Genomic DNA, 16526 nt, shown 5'->3' on the forward strand with positions numbered 1-16526 from the left:
CAAAATGAATATTCCGACATTCCTCAAACATGGAGTTATCAAAAGTGCTTCTATTTAGCTGCAATCTAGCAACAGGAGATACTATGCTTTCAAAACTTTTAAACCGTTCTGCAGGAATACTGCTCCATCCGACTTCCCTTCCGAGTAATGAAGGGATTGGCACACTAGGCAAAACCGCCTATAACTTTATCGATTGGCTTCACTCTGCGCACATACGACTATGGCAGGTACTGCCGCTCGGTCCGACCGGTTACGGGGATTCTCCTTATGCGGCATTTTCGAGCTTTGCCGGGAACCCGCTGTTGATCGACTTGGAAACACTTTCGGAGCAAGGATATTTGACTGCCGATGATATCAAGCTGCCGGAGTACCTTTCTACAGATGGTAATATCGACTTCGGTTCGGTAGTCTATTGGAAAATACCGCTCTTAAAAAAAGCCGCATCGGCATTTCTTAACAGGATTAAAGACGGTAGTACCGCCGACACAGAATTGAAGGACGCATTCCGGCGTTTTCAAAAGGCGAATAAACATCTTGATGACTATGCGCTTTTCATGTCGATTAAAGAAGTATACGATGCGCAGGCAGCTCAAGAAGGTGTATCCAGAAAACTGTGGAACAACTATTGGCCGAAAGCCCTTGCCTGCCGCGACATGGAGACATTAAAACGTTGGGCGCAGGAACATCGGCATGAGATTGACCGATATAAGGTCATTCAATTTTTCTTTTTTGAGCAGTGGACGCGGCTTCGACAGTATGCAAACGAAAAAGGTATTTCGATTATCGGGGATATCCCGATTTTCGTAGCACCGGATTCTTCGGACGTATGGGCGAATCAAAAACTTTTCCAGCTGGATGAAAACGGCGTACCGACAGCGGTTGCCGGAGTACCGCCCGACTATTTTAGCGCAACGGGGCAGCTGTGGGGAAACCCGCTCTATAATTGGGAGGCGATGAAGGCCGATAAATACCGCTGGTGGATTGACCGCATTGACGCATGTTTGGAACTCGTCGATTATATTCGTATCGATCACTTCCGTGGTTTTGAAGCGTATTGGGCGGTACCCTTCGGCGCTCCGACTGCGGAAAAAGGCGAATGGCTGCCCGGCCCCGATCATCATTTTTTTGAAGCGGTACAGCGCGCCCTACTCAAAAAGAACAGTGAATATGCCAAAGGTTTGCCGATTATTGCCGAAGACCTTGGGGTCATTACCCCGCAGGTGGAGCGTCTCCGCGACGACTTCCATTTGCCGGGAATGAAAATCTTACAGTTTGCTTTTAGCGCCGCAGAGGTACGGGAAGTTGGCTTTACCGATGCCTTTTTACCGCACCGGTATACGCAAAACGCTGTCGTGTACACCGGTACTCATGACAACACTACATTGCGAGCATGGCTTGATACGCTTTCGCGGGATGATTTTGAAGTACTGCTGTTCTACCTCTATGGTGAAAGACCTGCCGTAGAATTGCTCGACGAGCTGTTTTCGGCGGAGCATACTGAAGCACGGAATAGTACGTCCGAACCGACAGAGCATACCGCAGTACGGCACGGCACAGCCGATGCGGCGTCTCCTGCAGCAGATGATGGGACGGCTTTGCAAGCCGCTGCTTTTAAAGACGATCTCTGCGCCGAACTGATTAAGCAAGCGTTTTTCTCGGTAGCGGTTTTTGCCGTTATTCCGTTCCAAGACCTGTATGCGCTGGGAGCGGAAGCGCGCATGAACGAACCTTCTACCCTTGGAAAAAACTGGACATGGCGCATGCCGCGCGGTTTGCTTACCCCGGAATGTGCCGAATGGCTGAGCGATTTAGTTATCGCATCCGGGCGGTGCGGGATAAAATGGATATAGTAGAACAAAAAGGCAAAAATACATAGAACCCTTAAAATGTGTACTAATTTTTCAGACTGTGCTACGATAAGCCTCTATGCTGAAGACGTTATCCAAAAGCCTGCGGGAATATAAACGGACATCTGTTATCGCAGTGCTGCTGACAATTACGGAGGTGGTGTTTGAAATTATCATCCCCTCCTGTATGGCGTATCTCATTGATTTTGGAATTGAAGCCGGTGCAATGCAAACGGTGTTCAAGTACGGGGCGGCGCTTTTGGTCTTTGCGCTTATTCAATTACTGACGGGTGTATTTTCGTCGGTTACCGCAGCAAAGGCATCGGCGGGTTTTGCGGCAAATCTGCGGCAGGATATGTACGACAACGTGCAGACTTTTTCTTTTTCCAACATCGACAAATTTTCACCGTCTTCCATTATAACGCGGCTTACCACCGATGTAACAAACGTGCTTAACTCCTATCAGATGCTGGTAAAACTTGCCGTGCGCGCACCCGGGATGATGATCTTTGCGATGATCGCATCGTTTAGAATCAGTACGAACATTTCCCTCATCTTTCTCGGTATGATTCCGCTGCTGGGACTCGGTATCTTTCTTATCATCCGGAAGGTGCATCCGATATTCAGAACTGTTTTTAAAACCTACGATGAGCTCAACAATGTGGTGCAGGAAAACGTGCGGGGCGTGCGGGCGGTAAAATCGTTTAACCGGCAAGAGTACGAAATTGCTAAGTTTGAAAAGATTTCCGAATCGATTTACCGGGGCTTTTCAAAAGGCGAGCAGTACATCACGCTGATGATGCCGCTGATGCAGTTCTGTATTTACACCTGTATGATTTTGATTTCGTGGTTCGGGGCACGGGCGATTGTCGCAAGCGGAAACGATGCCGCGCAGGGCTTAACGACCGGCTCGCTGATGGCGCTTTTTTCGTATGCCTCTCAAATTATGATGAGCTTGATGATGTTTTCGATGGTCTTTGTGATGATCACCATTTCCCGATCTTCCGCAGACCGCATTGCAGAAATTTTGAATGAGCAGCCGGACATCACCAATCCTGAGCATCCCGTGATGGAGGTAAAAAACGGAGAGATATGCTTTACCAATGCTGATTTTATGTATACTGCGGATGCCGATAAAAAAGTGATCGACAATGCGAATCTTGTTATCCGGTCTGGAGAAACGGTGGGGATTATCGGCGGCACGGGTTCTTCCAAAACCTCCTTTGTACAGCTCATTCCCCGCTTATACGATGTTACCTCCGGTTCGGTCAGCGTGGGCGGTGTGAACGTAAAAGACTATGATGTAAAAACGCTGCGGGATGCGGTAGCAATGGTCTTGCAGAAAAATGAATTGTTCGCCGGTACGGTAAAGAGTAATTTGCAGTGGGGGAATGAACACACAAGTGATGAGGAAATTGCCGAAGCGTGCCGCCTCGCCTGCGCTGTCGAATTTGTCGAAGCAATGCCGGATGGGTATAACTCCCGTATCGAGCAGGGAGGCGCCAATGTTTCCGGCGGACAAAAACAGCGGCTCTGTATTGCGCGGGCGCTCTTAAAAAAACCTAAGATTTTAATCCTCGATGATTCAACCAGTGCGGTAGACACGAAAACGGACGCACTGATTCAAAAATCATTTAAAGACTTCCTGCCGGACACAACAAAGATCATTATTGCACAGCGGATTTCTTCCGTACAGCACGCGGATAAAATCCTCGTGTTTGACAATGGCGCAATTACTGCGGTCGGTACACATGATGAATTGCTGCATACAAGCGCCATCTATAAAGAAGTCTTTGAAACGCAACAAAAAGGAACTGATGGTATCGCTCCAACGAGAATAGGAGGTTCCGATGCATAATATGAAACCTGCTCACGGTACAAAATCGGCAACAAGCCCAATCGCAAAACCGGAAATGAAACTTTCTATGCCTGCCGTCAAACGGCTGCTTTCTTACCTTAACCCGTACAAGGCTGTCCTTGCGGTTGTTACGGTCTGTATTGTCGTAAGTGCAAGCGCAACCGCCGCCGCCTCTTTATTCCTGCAAGTATTGATTGATCAGTATATTCTGCCGCTGCTTGCGCAAAGTACTCCGGTGTTTACCGGGCTTTTACGGGCGCTCATTGTTATGGCGGCGGTGTACGGCACCGGTGTCCTCTGTTCATGGATTTACAGCCGCCTGATGATCAATGTTGCGCAGCGGACGCTCAAGCGAATCCGCGATGAGATGTTCGCAAAGATGCAGCGCTTACCGATCCGCTATTTCGATACCAATACTCACGGCGATATTATGAGCCGCTACACCAACGACACCGACACGCTCCGGCAGATGATTACCCAGTCGATGCCGCAGCTGGTTTCCTCCGTGTGTACGATTGTGACGGTATTCTTTGCGATGCTGTACCAGAGCGTGTACTTGACGGTCATCGTTGTCGCTTCCATCTTTTCTATTTTGAAAGTGATTAAGTTTGTCGCAAAAAAGAGCGGCTTCTATTTTGTCCGGCAGCAAGACACGCTCGGACAGCTCAACGGCTATGTTGAAGAGATGATAAACGGACAGAAAGTGATTAAAGTGTTCTGCCGGGAAGAAGCGGTAAAAGCTGAGTTTAAAGAAAAGAACGCCGCATGGCAGGAAAGTGCTGCAAAAGCAAATGCGTATGCAAATATCATCATGCCCTTTATGAATGCACTGGGATATTTTCAGTATGTGATTGTCGCGCTTGTCGGTGCGTGGTTTGCCATTGCAAAAATTCCCAATCCGACTATCGCCGGTATCAACACGCTGACACTCGGCACCATCGCTTCATTTTTAACGCTGTCGCGGAGCTTTACCAATCCCATTTCTCAGCTATCCAATCAGCTCAATTCGGTGATCAATGCCGTTGCAGGAGCCTCACGGATTTTTGCGCTGATGGACGAAGCTCCGGAAGAAGATGCCGGTACCGTTACGCTTGTCAACGCACGGGAAGAAGCAGGCACCTTGTCCGAAGCGGCGGAACACACGGGTGTATGGGCATGGAAGGAAACACATGACGACGGCGCGGTTTCTTTAACCCGGCTGACCGGCAAGGTGATTTTTGAACATGTCGATTTCGGTTATAGCCTTGAGAAAAACGTGCTGAAGGACATAAACCTCTTTGCGGAGCGCGGGCAAAAGGTGGCATTTGTCGGTGCGACAGGTGCGGGTAAAACAACGATTACCAATTTAATCAATCGCTTCTACGATATTAACAGCGGAACTATTACCTACGACGGCATACCGATTACCCGCATTAAGAAAGAAGACCTGCGGCGTTCGCTCGGTATCGTATTGCAAGAGGTGAATTTATTTACCGGCACTATTATGGAAAACATTCGATTCGGCAACTTGGATGCAACCGACGAACAGTGTATCGCAGCGGCAGAACTTGCCAATGCGCACAACTTTATTACGATGCTGCCCCACGGATATGACACGGTTATTGAAGGCAACAAAAACTCCCTTTCGCAAGGACAGCGGCAGCTCTTATCCATTGCCCGCGCCGCAGTCTCCGACCCGCCCGTTATGATATTGGATGAAGCAACCTCTTCAATCGACACAAGAACCGAAGCGCTTATTCAGAAAGGTATGGATAGGCTGATGGAAGGCAGAACCGTTTTCGTCATCGCCCACCGCCTTTCCACCATCATGAACTCCGACGTTATCATGGTCTTGGATCACGGCGAAATTATCGAACGCGGCACACACGAAAGCCTGTTGGAGAAGAAGGGTATGTATTATCAACTTTATACGGGAGCTTTCGAACTTGACTAGACTTTTGAAAATATGCACGCCGTCTACGGCGTTGCTGAATAAACAACAATCCTCGACGTACAACAAGTACGCCTGCGGGTGTTGTTTATTCAGCGCCTTGTATCCGGCACCACTATTTTCAAAAGGCTTACGGATAGTTTTTTCAACAGCACTGGCTATGCAAAACCGCCATGGAGGGCGGTGGTTCCAAGCAGTAGCGAGATTTAGGCTATGCATAAATCTCGTCGTTGACCAGTGTACACGGAAGTACACTGGTCAACAGGCTATTTGTCAAAGCGCTGGTTAGGGGCGGGGCATCTACTTCGTTGCTTCTGTTTAAATCAGTGGCATCCTTGCCGCTGCTGAAAATCCTCAACGTATCAGTACCGCCACGGATGGCGGTGTTTCTAAACAGCAGCAAGTTTTTCACTAGAAAAACTTGTCGTTGAAAAGTGTACACGGAAGTACGCTTTTCAACAGGCCTTCGGTTAATTTTTGCTTGCGCCTTGTATCTGTACCGTCTCTTTGCAAAAGCGCTGGTTAAGGGCGGGCATCTGCGTTGTCGCTTAACAAAAAACAGTCCTCGACGTATCTCAGAAGCGACACGGATGTCGCTGGTTCCATACAGTAACAAGTTTGCAATGCAAACTTGCAGCCCAAAAATGGGCAAGGATGTCCATTTTTGGGCGAGGATGTCCGTAGTTCTAATCAGCAGCGTGTTTGCGCTGCAAACACGTAGGTAGCAAATGTACAGGGATGTACATTCGCTACCGTGCCTGCGGGTGTTTTTTGTACGCGCCTATTTGTCAAAGCGTTGGCTATACAAAACCGCCATGGATGGCGGTGGTTCCACGCAGCAGCGAGTTTTTCGTCAGAAAAACTCGACGTTGAACAGTGTACGTCCGTGTACACTGTTCAACAGGCTATTTGTCAAAGCACTGGCTGAGAGGCAAACCGTAACAACCTACCGTCGTGCGCGCAACGAGTTACACACGGCAAGAAGTGCGACACCGACATCGGCGAACACCGCTGCCCATAATCCAATAATACCCAAGGCGCCGCCTGCCAAAAAGGCGATTTTAACAACAAATGACATAACGATATTTTGTTTGACGATTTGCCGTGTAAAGCGTGCCGACTTGATTGCCTGCGGAATGAGCTGCGGGTTATCGGTCATAAGAACGACGTCGGCGGCTTCGATTGCGGCGTCGCTGCCGATTCCGCCCATCGCGATACCCACATCTGCACGAGCGAGAGCGGGCGCATCGTTAATTCCGTCTCCGACAAACACGCAGACGGCACGGGCATTGCCTTTCTTCCGCTCGTCGCTGATTGCTTCAAAGCGGGCGACCTTTTCGTGCGGCAAAAGTTCGCTGCTGCAGCGGTCAAGCTGCAATTCGGCGGCTATTTTTTCGCCCGTACGCTTCGTATCGCCGGTCAGCATTTCAAGGTATCCGACCCCAGCGCCGCGCAGTTCCCGTATTGCCTGTGCGGATTGCGGTTTAATACTGTCGCTGCAAATAATACAGCCGGCATAACGCCCGCCGTAGGAAAGGAATACCTTTGTTCCTTCGATTTGGGCGATGGAAACAGGCTGTTTTTCCGCATCACCGAAGATGAACAGCGCGGAACCGGCCGCAAGTTCCTGTCCGTTTCGCAGCATTTTAACACCGGAACCGGCTTTTTCCGTGTATTGCCGGAGTTCGGCAGCTTCTTTTTCAAACACGGCTGTTTTCTCTTTGCCGAGCCGCCCTTGAATAGCGCCTTTTATCGCAACGGCAATCGGATGGCCGGAATGATACTCGGCGATATAGGCAAGCTCAAGCAATTCCTCCGTGCTGAATTGTTCGGCAGGAAGAATATGCTGTACCGTTAAAACACCGGCGGTCAGTGTGCCGGTTTTGTCGAATACAACGCTGTCCGTTTTGGCAAGCGAGTCGATAAAATCCGCGCCTTTTATCAATATACCCTTTTTTGCCGCGCCGCCGAGTCCGCCGAAGTAACCGAGCGGAACGGAGATAACAAAGGCGCATGGGCAAGAGATGACGAGGAATACCAATCCGCGCGAAATCCACGGAACAAAGGCGTTCCACGAAAGCGGGCTGCCGTGTACAGCTGAAAGTACAAGCGGCGGAAGGAGCGCCAGCACCACTGCACCGATCGTTACAATCGGCGTGTATACCCGCGCAAAGCTCGAAATAAGCCGCTCCGTTTTTGCCTTGCGGTCTTGCGCATGTTCCACCAACTGCAGCATTTTTGCCGCAGCGGTATTTTCCGCCGCTACGGTGGTTTTAATCACCGCAAGCCCGTCCGTATTGACGAATCCTGCCAGAACCGTACCGCCCGCTTCAATAAAACGCGGAACACTCTCTCCCGTCATCGAAGAGGTGTCAAAAGAACAAGCCCCTTCGACCAGTATCCCGTCCAGCGGAACCTTCTCTCCCGGTTTTACGAGGATCAGCGTACCGATAGGAACATCTTCCGGGGCTACAATGTCAGGGTCATCCCCTTCATGATGATGCTCGCAGCAGCACTCTTCGGCATGATTATGCGTATGTTCGTGTTCATGCTCGCAATCGCATTCTTCATGTTCGTGATGATGTTCATGGCTGTGTTCGTGTCCACACTCGCAGTTTTCCGAATGACTATGGTGATGTTCACCGTGTTCGTGCCCGCATTCACACATCTCGGCGTGAATGTGCTCATGACTGTGAATGTGCTCATCATCTTCATGTCCACAGCAATCGTGCGCATCGCCGTGCTCCGATTCGGAGTCGGCTGGATTACGGTAGAGCCGGACAAATTCGGGGCGTAAATCCATCAAGTTGGTGATGGAACGCCGAGACTGCTGAACGGCGGCGGCTTGCAGCAGCTCACCCAAGTTGTAAAACAGCATAACCGCAGCGCCTTCCGACCACTCTCCGAGTATGAATGCACCGAGTGTCGCAAAGGTCATCAAAAAGTTTTCGTCAAAAATACTCCCCTTACCGATGGTCTTCAGCAAGGTTTGAATAACTTCCAGTCCCGCAGCAAGCCACGAACCGACAAAAAGCAGTGATGAAAGTGCAATGGAGTAAGAAGCGCCGCTGAACTGAACGGTTATTTTGAAAGGTTCGGAAGCAATTTTCAATACAATCCCGGCGATAAAAAACACCGCCGCTACGCTAAACCGGATAATATCGTGTTTATCCCACAAACTGTCATGATGATGTTCATCATGATTATGCGTTTCGTGTACATGATTACATGCCATACAACTACAAGCCATCTTCTCTCCTCCTTAGGTCATGGCAACCACATTAAAAATATTTTTGAGGTTGCCTTCCTTCTGTGCGAAATTTTGCTTAAAATTTCGCACATTTTTTCAGTAAATGGGTAAACGCATCAGGTAGAGTAGATAAAACCGCGGAAAAATTGAGACTGTGAGACCATTTGAACCGCGAAGAGGTTCAACTCTGGTCGAATAGTATCAATTTTTCTGCGGGGTTGTTAAAAAACAGTCTGATGCATTTACCCTGCTCCTTCGGCTCAGCGGCCTTCCAGAATATGCTCCATGCCGACGCTGTATAAGATGCCGACATGATTGTCTTCTATAGAATAGTAGATTTGTTTTCCCACCCGCCGCGAACGCACTATTTTTGCTTGTCTGAGGATACGCAGTTGATGAGAAATTGCCGAAGCGGATATTTCAAGCACCTCCGCAATGTCGGCAACGCACAGCTCACCCGCCATTAACGCGGATACAATCTTGATACGGGTTGAATCACCGAAGTTCTTAAAAAAATCACTCAATGCGGTCATCGTGTCCTCGTCGGGGATCTTTGAGCGTGCATGAGCCACGGCATCGGGGTTAAAATATTCCGCTGCTTCGTCGCTCATCGGTTCTTCTTGGTTTTCCATTGTGCGGCCTCCTTATGTCAAGGAATTAATCTCCGGGGCAATTCCGTAACCGATGATGCCCCAAAAGTTGATTACTTGTAGGATATCCCTGCCATATTTTGCAGTTCTGCCTTCTCAAAACAGCAAGGTGATTTTTTATCTACAAATATATGAACAGATGTTCAATTGTTAGTTTGATTATATGTGTAGGTGAGGATGCTGTCAAGATCCTATCTTTTGAAAATATGTGGGTATCTCTATTTTCAAAAGATAGGAAAATATTTAAAATATTACTGATATGTTTACCTGTCTGCTGTAAAAAGGGGGAATAATGGCTGTTAAAATAGTGCTTCCGTTTTTGTATCTCGGGTTCGGTTTTCTTGTGGGAAAAGCGCCGATCGATATAAAAAAGCAGACGGCATATTTGCTTACCAGAGTAATTATTCCGCTGATCATTATTTACAATATTTCAACGTGCCGTGCCGACTTATTTGTCAGCATATTCGCTATGATTATTATGATGACGGTAATGATGTATATGAGCCGGCTTTTTAGCGCCGATGCCGTCGAACAGTTATGTTTTTTCTATTTAAATATCGGGTGGCTTTCATTGCCGATTGTTGCAACGGTATGGGGAGACAGTGCTGCGACCGCCGTGCTCTCGCTGTATATCGGCAACTCTCTTTTCGGAAATTCCATCGGCGCCGGTATGTTGATCAATAACGGCGCTGCAAAGGTCGATATAAAACGGACGCTGAAATCTCCGCCCGTGGCTGCGCTCATTATTGGCATTATCTGTATTCCTTTCGGGGATAGTATCAAACTCTATTTGCCGCCCTTATATCGAATACTTAAATTAGTCATGAGTATTTTAGGAATGGGTGTACTCGGTATGTGGCTTGCAAAGATTAAGCTTGAAATCAAGGATTTAAAACTAACGCTTAAACTGGCGATAATGCGGGCTCTTACAGTCTGCTGTCTAATGACGCTCTTTATCTTTATTGCGGGGCTGCTGCACTTGGGATTAATAACCGCCAACAAGCAGGCGTTGTATATGATCTGTATCTTGCCGCCTGCCGCCAACATTATCGTGCTTGAAACACATTACTGCCATACGGGGAAATCTGCAGGACTCACCGCGTGGGGAACACTGTTGAGTTTAGTGCTTATCCCGATATATATTGTGGTAACAAGGTTGCTGTTTTAAACCATGGCAAACGCATCAGGCGTTTTTTTTAATAGCCCCGCAGAATAATTGAGGTCGTTCAACCAGAGTTGAACCTCTTCGCGGTTCAAATGGTCTCACGGCCTCAATTATTCTGCGATTTTTATCTATTCTGCCTGATGCGTTTGCCCGTCCACCACTGAAAAAAAGTGCGAAATTTTATTTAAAATTTCGCACAGAAGGAAAGCAACCGCTTAAAATATTTCTGATACGGTTGCTCTGCGTTTTAAACGCTACCGGAGCGGTTATGCCGTTTCCCAGTTTTTGACGTATCCTTCCAGTTCGTCCAGCATTGCAAGAATGACGGCTTTATTTTTTTCAGAATACATTTCAGCCTCTTTCTCCAGCTTTTTAAAAAACGGGAGCAATGAAGTCAACTTTGCTATGGGAACCTTGGTCGGATGGTACTTTATCAACACACTTCCGGTAACGGGATTATGTTCAATCTCTTTGATGATTGATGAAAGCGCCGGAGCTTTCAGGATGGATAATGCCCGCTCGGTGATTGCGGTGTCTTTAAAGACAGGCGCCCGCAGCCGTATGCGACCGGGAAAAAAGCCGGTAATCATCGCGCGTCCTTTAACAACTTTTGCATGGATTCGATACTGACGGCAATGGTCAGCGAATTATGCAGCGTCGCCGCGAGTGCGGGTGGGATGAGACCGAACATACCGGCAAACAAGAGCAGTGAATTGCCGCCGATAATCAGCTTGTTGTTTTTATCTATCCGTGACAGCGTTTTTTGACCGAGCTTCCGCACCGTAATTAAACCGGAAAGTCCGTCGTCGGCCAGTACGATATCGGCAGTATCGCCTGCGATGGAAGAACTGTTGCCCATCGCAATGCCGACATCCGCGGCGGAAAGTGCAGGCGCGTCGTTGATTCCATCACCAATCATAATTACCTTATGTCCGGCATTTCGTGCTTCTTGCACATACCGCACCTTATCTTCCGGCAGCGTCTGCGCATGATATTCCGTGATACTGGCCTGAGCTGCAACCTTTGCAGCCGCTTGTTCGGCATCTCCGGTAATCATAACGCAATTGCGTACACCCAAGTGTTTCAGCTCGGAGATGGTTTCTGCAGTACCTTCCCGGGCGGGATCTCCAATAGTCAAAATACCGGCGAGCTGTCCGTCAACCGCCAAATAGAGTAATGAATAGCCTGATTTTTCCGCAGACTTCTGCACGCGGGCTATTGCTTTGGTGGTCGGAACTTTTTCATCTTCAAAAATAAAATGAGCGCTTCCGATACAGAGCCGTTTGCCTTCTAACGAGGACGCGATACCGTGTGCGACAATGTATTCTACCTTCGCATGACGCTCGGGATGGACAAGGTTTTGTTCTTGAGCGGCTCGTACCACGGCTCTCCCCAACGGATGCGGAAAATGTTCCTCAAGACACGCTGCGAGCCGCAATGCTTCGTCTTTTGTAAAGGAGCCGAACGGGTGCACTCCGGTTAAGACCGGTTCCGCATACGTGAGGGTTCCCGTTTTATCGAAGATAACGGTATCGGCAAGCGCCGCCGCTTCCAAATACTTTCCGCCTTTTACGGAAATGCCGTGCTCCGCCGCTTCCTTCATTGCGGAAAGAACGGCGATAGGAGCGGCCAGTTTCATCGCGCAGGAATAATCGACCATCAATGTTGCAACGGTTTTGGTGATATTCCGCGTAAATAAATAGGTTAAACCGGTCAACAGGAAATTGAAGGGCACTACTTTTTCTGCGATACGTTCCGACCGTTTTTGAGCGGCGGCTTTTAAAGATTGAGAGCGGTCGATCATCGCGATGATATTATTTACTTTTGTTTCCGAGCCGACCGTGCGTACGCGGATATACAGCTCTCCCTCTAAAAGGATGGTGCCTGCAAAGACCGTGGTTCCGCTCTTTTTTTCTACCGGCAGCGATTCACCGGTAATGCTCGCCTGATTCACGAGCCCTTCACCTTTTTCAACATTCCCGTCTGCGGGGATTTGGCTGCCGGCGCGGACAACGACGAGGTCATCTTTTTTAAGTGCGGAAGGAGGAATTGTCCGTTCTTGATCACCTTCGATAAGATGTACCGGCTCGTTTGAAACCAAAAGCGTTTGCGCCAGATTATTGTACGATTGCCGGCGGGTCAGTTCTTCAATTTCTTCCCCCATATCGAGCAATGTTGCTACAAAACGAGCAGTCTGCGCCTTACCGTCAAGAACTGCAACTGTCAGCGCCGTTGCATCGAGTAAATCCGTGCTAAAGAATTTTCCTGCAAAGATGGACTGAACCGCTTTGGCAATGCGCGGTACAATCCTTTTGTAGAGCAACAGATTGCGTATCGGCATCGGGAGAAGTGCTCGTACGGTAACGTCAAAGAGCGTGGAGGCGAGTACATCGAAGATGCTTTCAGGCATCGGGACTTTTGCAACGGAGTCAAGCAGGCTTTCATCGGACAGGTATTTATCGGAAAGGACTCGGAATAAGGCGAGCACCTCAGCTTCCGAAAGGGTCTTTACGTCGTAATAAACCAAAAAAGATGCGACTTTGGGATTAACTTGAATGTCGGTTATTCCTTCTTGCACCGCGATGAGTGTCTGCGCAAGAATAGCTTGCCGCGGCGAAATTTCAACCGCATTGTAGTGCAGTCTTATTCTGCCGGGCAGGGAGTGTTTAACGGTTACGTTCATTGATAAATTGATAAAAAGTTCTTATGCGTTTTGCGATTGGTTATATGCAGCTTCGGCCGCGATATCCTGTGCGTCCTCTTTCACCGATTCCATAAAGGCAACCGCATCCTGTTTGAGCTGCATACCTTTTTCCGTAACGGCTACACAGGCCTTGCGGAATGCCGGAGTCCGAATAAGAGCAGCTGCAGCCAATCCCGCTGCAACACCTACACCGAATGCAACCCATTTATTGGAAAACATATCCTACCTCACTTATTTCATATTTAAAATCTGCCGTCAGTTTTGCTGATAAGGCATTTTATATTTCCACGATACCAGTTTTTGTTGAAAAACACAATAAGATGCGTTTGTTCTATAATCAGAGCCGCTCCCCTATCTTTTCCGGTTAGATTTAACGTGATGCAATGCGTATTCTTGACACGTAGTAGTAATATATGATAGTATACCCTCCGTCAACTTTCCCCGGTTGTGTAATGGTAGCACCGCAGATTCTGGTTCTGCTTGTGGGGGTTCGAATCCTCCCTGGGGAATGTGCCGAAAACCTCTAAAAATAATCATTTTTAGAGGTTTTTGCTTAGTAAAGCACCCGATGCTCTGTTTTGGTCCCTTCGTCTATCGGTTAGGACATGAGATTCTCAATCTTAAAAGACGGGTTCGATTCCCGTAGGGACCGGTCTCTTCCTATCGTATTGTTGCATATCAAATTCGGTTATATATGCAAACCTCATCATTTTTTCTATAATACTTTTATGAAAAAATTTACCGGTTTACCTGTCTGTGGTGGGCTTGTTGTGGGGCGGATTGTGTGCATCCCCGAAAAAGCCGTACAAACGGCGCCTGTTTACACAATTACTGCACAAAATATTAAATCCGAACAAGAGCGGTTGCGCACTGCGGTGCAAGCTGCCCAAGAGGAGCTGAGGCAGGCGCTTATCGAATACCGGACGGCAGATGCTGACACTAAATCCCCCGAGCAGACTATTTTGGAAACCCATCAGGCAATGCTCGCTGACGAAGAGTTTATCCGTGCAATTTATGCAGAAATTGAAACTTCGCTGATGAATGCCGAATCGGTACTCAAACGGAAATTGGATGAAGTTATAGCCATGCTAACCGCCTCGGGTGACAGCTATCTGTGCGAACGGGCGGTCGATATTCAGGATGCATATGAACCGGTTTTTTCTTATTTAAATCCCCAACATAAGCAGACTCCCTCTCGGTTTGTAGGGGTATTGCCTGACTCTTTGCTTGCGGCGCGGGCGTTCAAGCCATCCGAAGCGCTCGAAATAAAAAAACTTGCACCCTGTGGAATTATTATGGAAGAAGGGGGCGCGACCAGTCATATTGCGATTATGGCACGAGCGTGGAATATTCCGACGCTGATTGCCGTTCAGGGACTTATGGATTCGGCAAAGAGCGGAATGTATGCCGTGCTGGATGCTACGAATGGGACGTTGACTTTGGAACCTAATGCGAAAACTATTGCACAAATGGAAGCCGTCGGCAGCGGCCAGATTGAAGCACCCGGAGAAGAGCAGGATTATACGCAAGTGTATACGCAAGACGGTATTCCCGTTCATTTGAGCGCAAACATCGCACTTACAGAGGAATCAGAACTGCCGTTCGTGCAGAACGCCGCCGGAATCGGGCTCTTTCGGTCTGAGTTCTTGTTTTTAGGAACTCAAGATATTCCCGATGAAGAGCATCAGTACACAGCATACCGTACCGTTTTGGAACGAATGGGCTCAAAGCCGGTGCTGATCCGCACCTTTGATGCCGGCGCCGACAAGATGCTGAAAGAGCAGGAAAATCTTTTGGAGCGAAATGCGCTGCTCGGTTGGCGAGGAATCCGGTATTGTCTAGATCGTCCCGAAATTTTTAAGCCGCAGCTGAGGGCGCTGTTACGGGCAGGTTGTGCCGGCAATCTGCATATTCTTCTTCCGATGATATCCTGTAAAAAAGAAATCACCGCGGTGCGGAATTTAATCAAAGAGATTGAGCAGGAGTGTGAACAGAATCGGATACCGTATAAGAAAGATATTCCGGTGGGCATTATGATCGAAGTTCCTTCCGCCGCAATCTCTGCCGACTTGTATGCACCGGCCGTTGACTTCTTTTCTATCGGCACCAACGATCTTATTCAATACACGATGGCAGCGGATCGGGAAAATCAAACCATTGCGCATTTAGCCGACTGTTTTCAGCCCGCAGTGCTGCGGCTTATCCGGCACGTTATCAAGGCGGAACCGCTTCTGCACCGCACCGGTGATTCGCGCGGCGGATTTGTGTCCATGTGCGGAGAGATGGCTTCTAATGCGGAGGCAATTCCGCTCTTACTTGGGATGGGCTTGCGGCGGTTCAGCATGGCAGCGCAAAAAATCCCTGAGATTGCGCAGCGGATTGAATCTATCCGGATTTCCGATGCGGAGGCTCTCTGCGAAGCTGTCAGCCGGCTGGATACCGCTGAAGAAATCCGTCGCGAAACAATGAAGCGCTTTCCGCTGTAGGGCAGCACGGTAAATAGACAGGCTTGGTAGAACCGTGAGGGTGCAGCGTATTTACAAGAGACTACTGATCGTAAACCGTCCTTCTATGGCCGACAGTTAGAGCAAGAATAACAAGTTCATTGTCTTGTATCGCACATATCAGCCGATAATCTCCTATTCTGTATCGCCACTGTCCGCTTCTATTTGCTGTGAGTCCTTTGCCATGTACGCGCGGATTTTCCGAGCCTTCAAGGTTCTTATCAATCCATGCAGCTATCATGCGTTGCGTATATTTATCCAGTTTTTTAAATTCTTTATCAAATCGGGCAGTCGTTTCAACCCTGTACATTACAAACCTAACTCTTTCTTGAGTTCAGAAAATGGACGGCTTTTTTTCCCGGTACTCACATATTCTTGATATGCCTCCGCAGCAACAGTAATATCATATTCATCTTCAATTTTTTCAAACAATGCATTCTTAAAAGCTTCTCCCAATGATACCGAATGCAGTTTTGCATAGCTATTCGCAATAGCTCTTTCTGCTTCTGTCAACCGTATTGAAAACGCCATACTATCACCTCCTCAACGTAGGATATTGTACTATATTGATTCAATTTGTCAATATTTTTGACAGTAGGTATCAGCAAGGAGGTCAAT

At 48.3% G+C, this 16526-nt stretch carries 12 protein-coding genes and 2 tRNA genes; 7 read left to right on the forward strand and 7 right to left on the reverse strand.

Annotation, left to right across the window (positions count from 1 at the left end; translation table 11 throughout):
• The first annotated feature begins 83 nt into the window (after positions 1 to 83).
• The 3 genes from malQ (at position 84) to ABH09_RS00685 (ending at position 5638) form a co-directional block, all read left to right on the forward strand.
• Positions 84 to 1850 (forward strand): 4-alpha-glucanotransferase, encoded by a 1767-nt coding sequence (malQ, locus tag ABH09_RS00675; protein ID WP_253714816.1) that lies wholly within the window; start codon positions 84 to 86, stop codon positions 1848 to 1850.
• 76 nt (positions 1851 to 1926) lie between these two features.
• Positions 1927 to 3705: an ABC transporter ATP-binding protein gene (locus ABH09_RS00680; RefSeq protein WP_253714817.1), complete on the forward strand. Its 1779-nt coding sequence runs from the start codon at positions 1927 to 1929 to the stop codon at positions 3703 to 3705.
• A complete protein-coding gene (locus tag ABH09_RS00685) occupies positions 3698 to 5638 on the forward strand; it encodes an ABC transporter ATP-binding protein (protein WP_253714818.1) in 1941 nt (646 codons plus the stop codon). The genes ABH09_RS00680 and ABH09_RS00685 overlap by 8 nt, the downstream gene beginning before the upstream one ends.
• A 943-nt stretch (positions 5639 to 6581) precedes the next feature.
• Here ABH09_RS00685 and ABH09_RS00690 read toward each other — a convergent pair.
• Both ABH09_RS00690 and ABH09_RS00695 read right to left on the reverse strand, forming a co-directional pair.
• Positions 6582 to 8885 (reverse strand): heavy metal translocating P-type ATPase, encoded by a 2304-nt coding sequence (locus tag ABH09_RS00690; RefSeq protein WP_253714819.1) that lies wholly within the window; start codon positions 8883 to 8885, stop codon positions 6582 to 6584.
• Positions 8886 to 9145: 260 nt separating this feature from the next.
• Positions 9146 to 9517 carry an ArsR/SmtB family transcription factor gene (locus ABH09_RS00695; RefSeq protein ID WP_016522542.1) on the reverse strand — a complete coding sequence of 124 codons (372 nt, stop codon included), beginning with the start codon at positions 9515 to 9517 and terminating at the stop codon, positions 9146 to 9148.
• A gap of 310 nt (positions 9518 to 9827) precedes the next feature.
• Here ABH09_RS00695 and ABH09_RS00700 point away from each other — a divergent pair, with 310 nt between their 5' ends.
• A complete protein-coding gene (locus ABH09_RS00700; RefSeq protein ID WP_253714820.1) occupies positions 9828 to 10703 on the forward strand; it encodes an AEC family transporter in 876 nt (291 codons plus the stop codon).
• Between the two features lie 263 nt (positions 10704 to 10966).
• Here ABH09_RS00700 and ABH09_RS00705 read toward each other — a convergent pair whose 3' ends face one another.
• From ABH09_RS00705 to ABH09_RS00715, 3 genes are read right to left on the reverse strand one after another with little or no spacing between them, the layout of a single operon-like run.
• The gene (locus tag ABH09_RS00705; RefSeq protein ID WP_253714821.1) at positions 10967 to 11290 is read right to left on the reverse strand and encodes an HMA2 domain-containing protein; all 324 of its coding nucleotides are present in this window, start codon (positions 11288 to 11290) and stop codon (positions 10967 to 10969) included.
• A complete protein-coding gene (locus tag ABH09_RS00710; RefSeq protein ID WP_253714822.1) occupies positions 11287 to 13383 on the reverse strand; it encodes a heavy metal translocating P-type ATPase in 2097 nt (698 codons plus the stop codon). The genes ABH09_RS00705 and ABH09_RS00710 overlap by 4 nt, the downstream gene beginning before the upstream one ends.
• Positions 13384 to 13404: 21 nt before the next feature.
• Positions 13405 to 13623, reverse strand: a complete 219-nt coding sequence (locus tag ABH09_RS00715; protein WP_162662024.1) for a hypothetical protein — start codon at positions 13621 to 13623, stop codon at positions 13405 to 13407.
• Positions 13624 to 13842: 219 nt separating this feature from the next.
• Here ABH09_RS00715 and ABH09_RS00720 point away from each other — a divergent pair.
• The 3 genes from ABH09_RS00720 (at position 13843) to ptsP (ending at position 15890) form a co-directional block, all read left to right on the forward strand.
• A tRNA-Gln gene (locus tag ABH09_RS00720) sits at positions 13843 to 13913 on the forward strand.
• A 71-nt stretch (positions 13914 to 13984) separates the two neighbouring features.
• A tRNA-Glu gene (locus ABH09_RS00725) sits at positions 13985 to 14056 on the forward strand.
• A 76-nt stretch (positions 14057 to 14132) separates the two neighbouring features.
• Complete coding sequence (gene ptsP / locus ABH09_RS00730) at positions 14133 to 15890, forward strand: phosphoenolpyruvate--protein phosphotransferase (protein ID WP_253714823.1); 1758 nt, start codon at positions 14133 to 14135, stop codon at positions 15888 to 15890.
• 61 nt (positions 15891 to 15951) lie between these two features.
• Here the strand turns inward: ptsP and ABH09_RS00735 are convergent, their stop codons facing one another.
• Positions 15952 to 16218 (reverse strand): type II toxin-antitoxin system RelE family toxin, encoded by a 267-nt coding sequence (locus ABH09_RS00735; protein ID WP_162662026.1) that lies wholly within the window; start codon positions 16216 to 16218, stop codon positions 15952 to 15954.
• A complete protein-coding gene (gene relB, locus ABH09_RS00740; RefSeq protein WP_162662027.1) occupies positions 16218 to 16439 on the reverse strand; it encodes a type II toxin-antitoxin system RelB family antitoxin in 222 nt (73 codons plus the stop codon). The genes ABH09_RS00735 and relB overlap by 1 nt, the downstream gene beginning before the upstream one ends.
• Between the last annotated feature and the right edge of the window lie 87 nt (positions 16440 to 16526).

This window comes from Treponema sp. OMZ 803 (assembly GCF_024181165.1).
Lineage (GTDB): Bacteria > Spirochaetota > Spirochaetia > Treponematales > Treponemataceae > Treponema.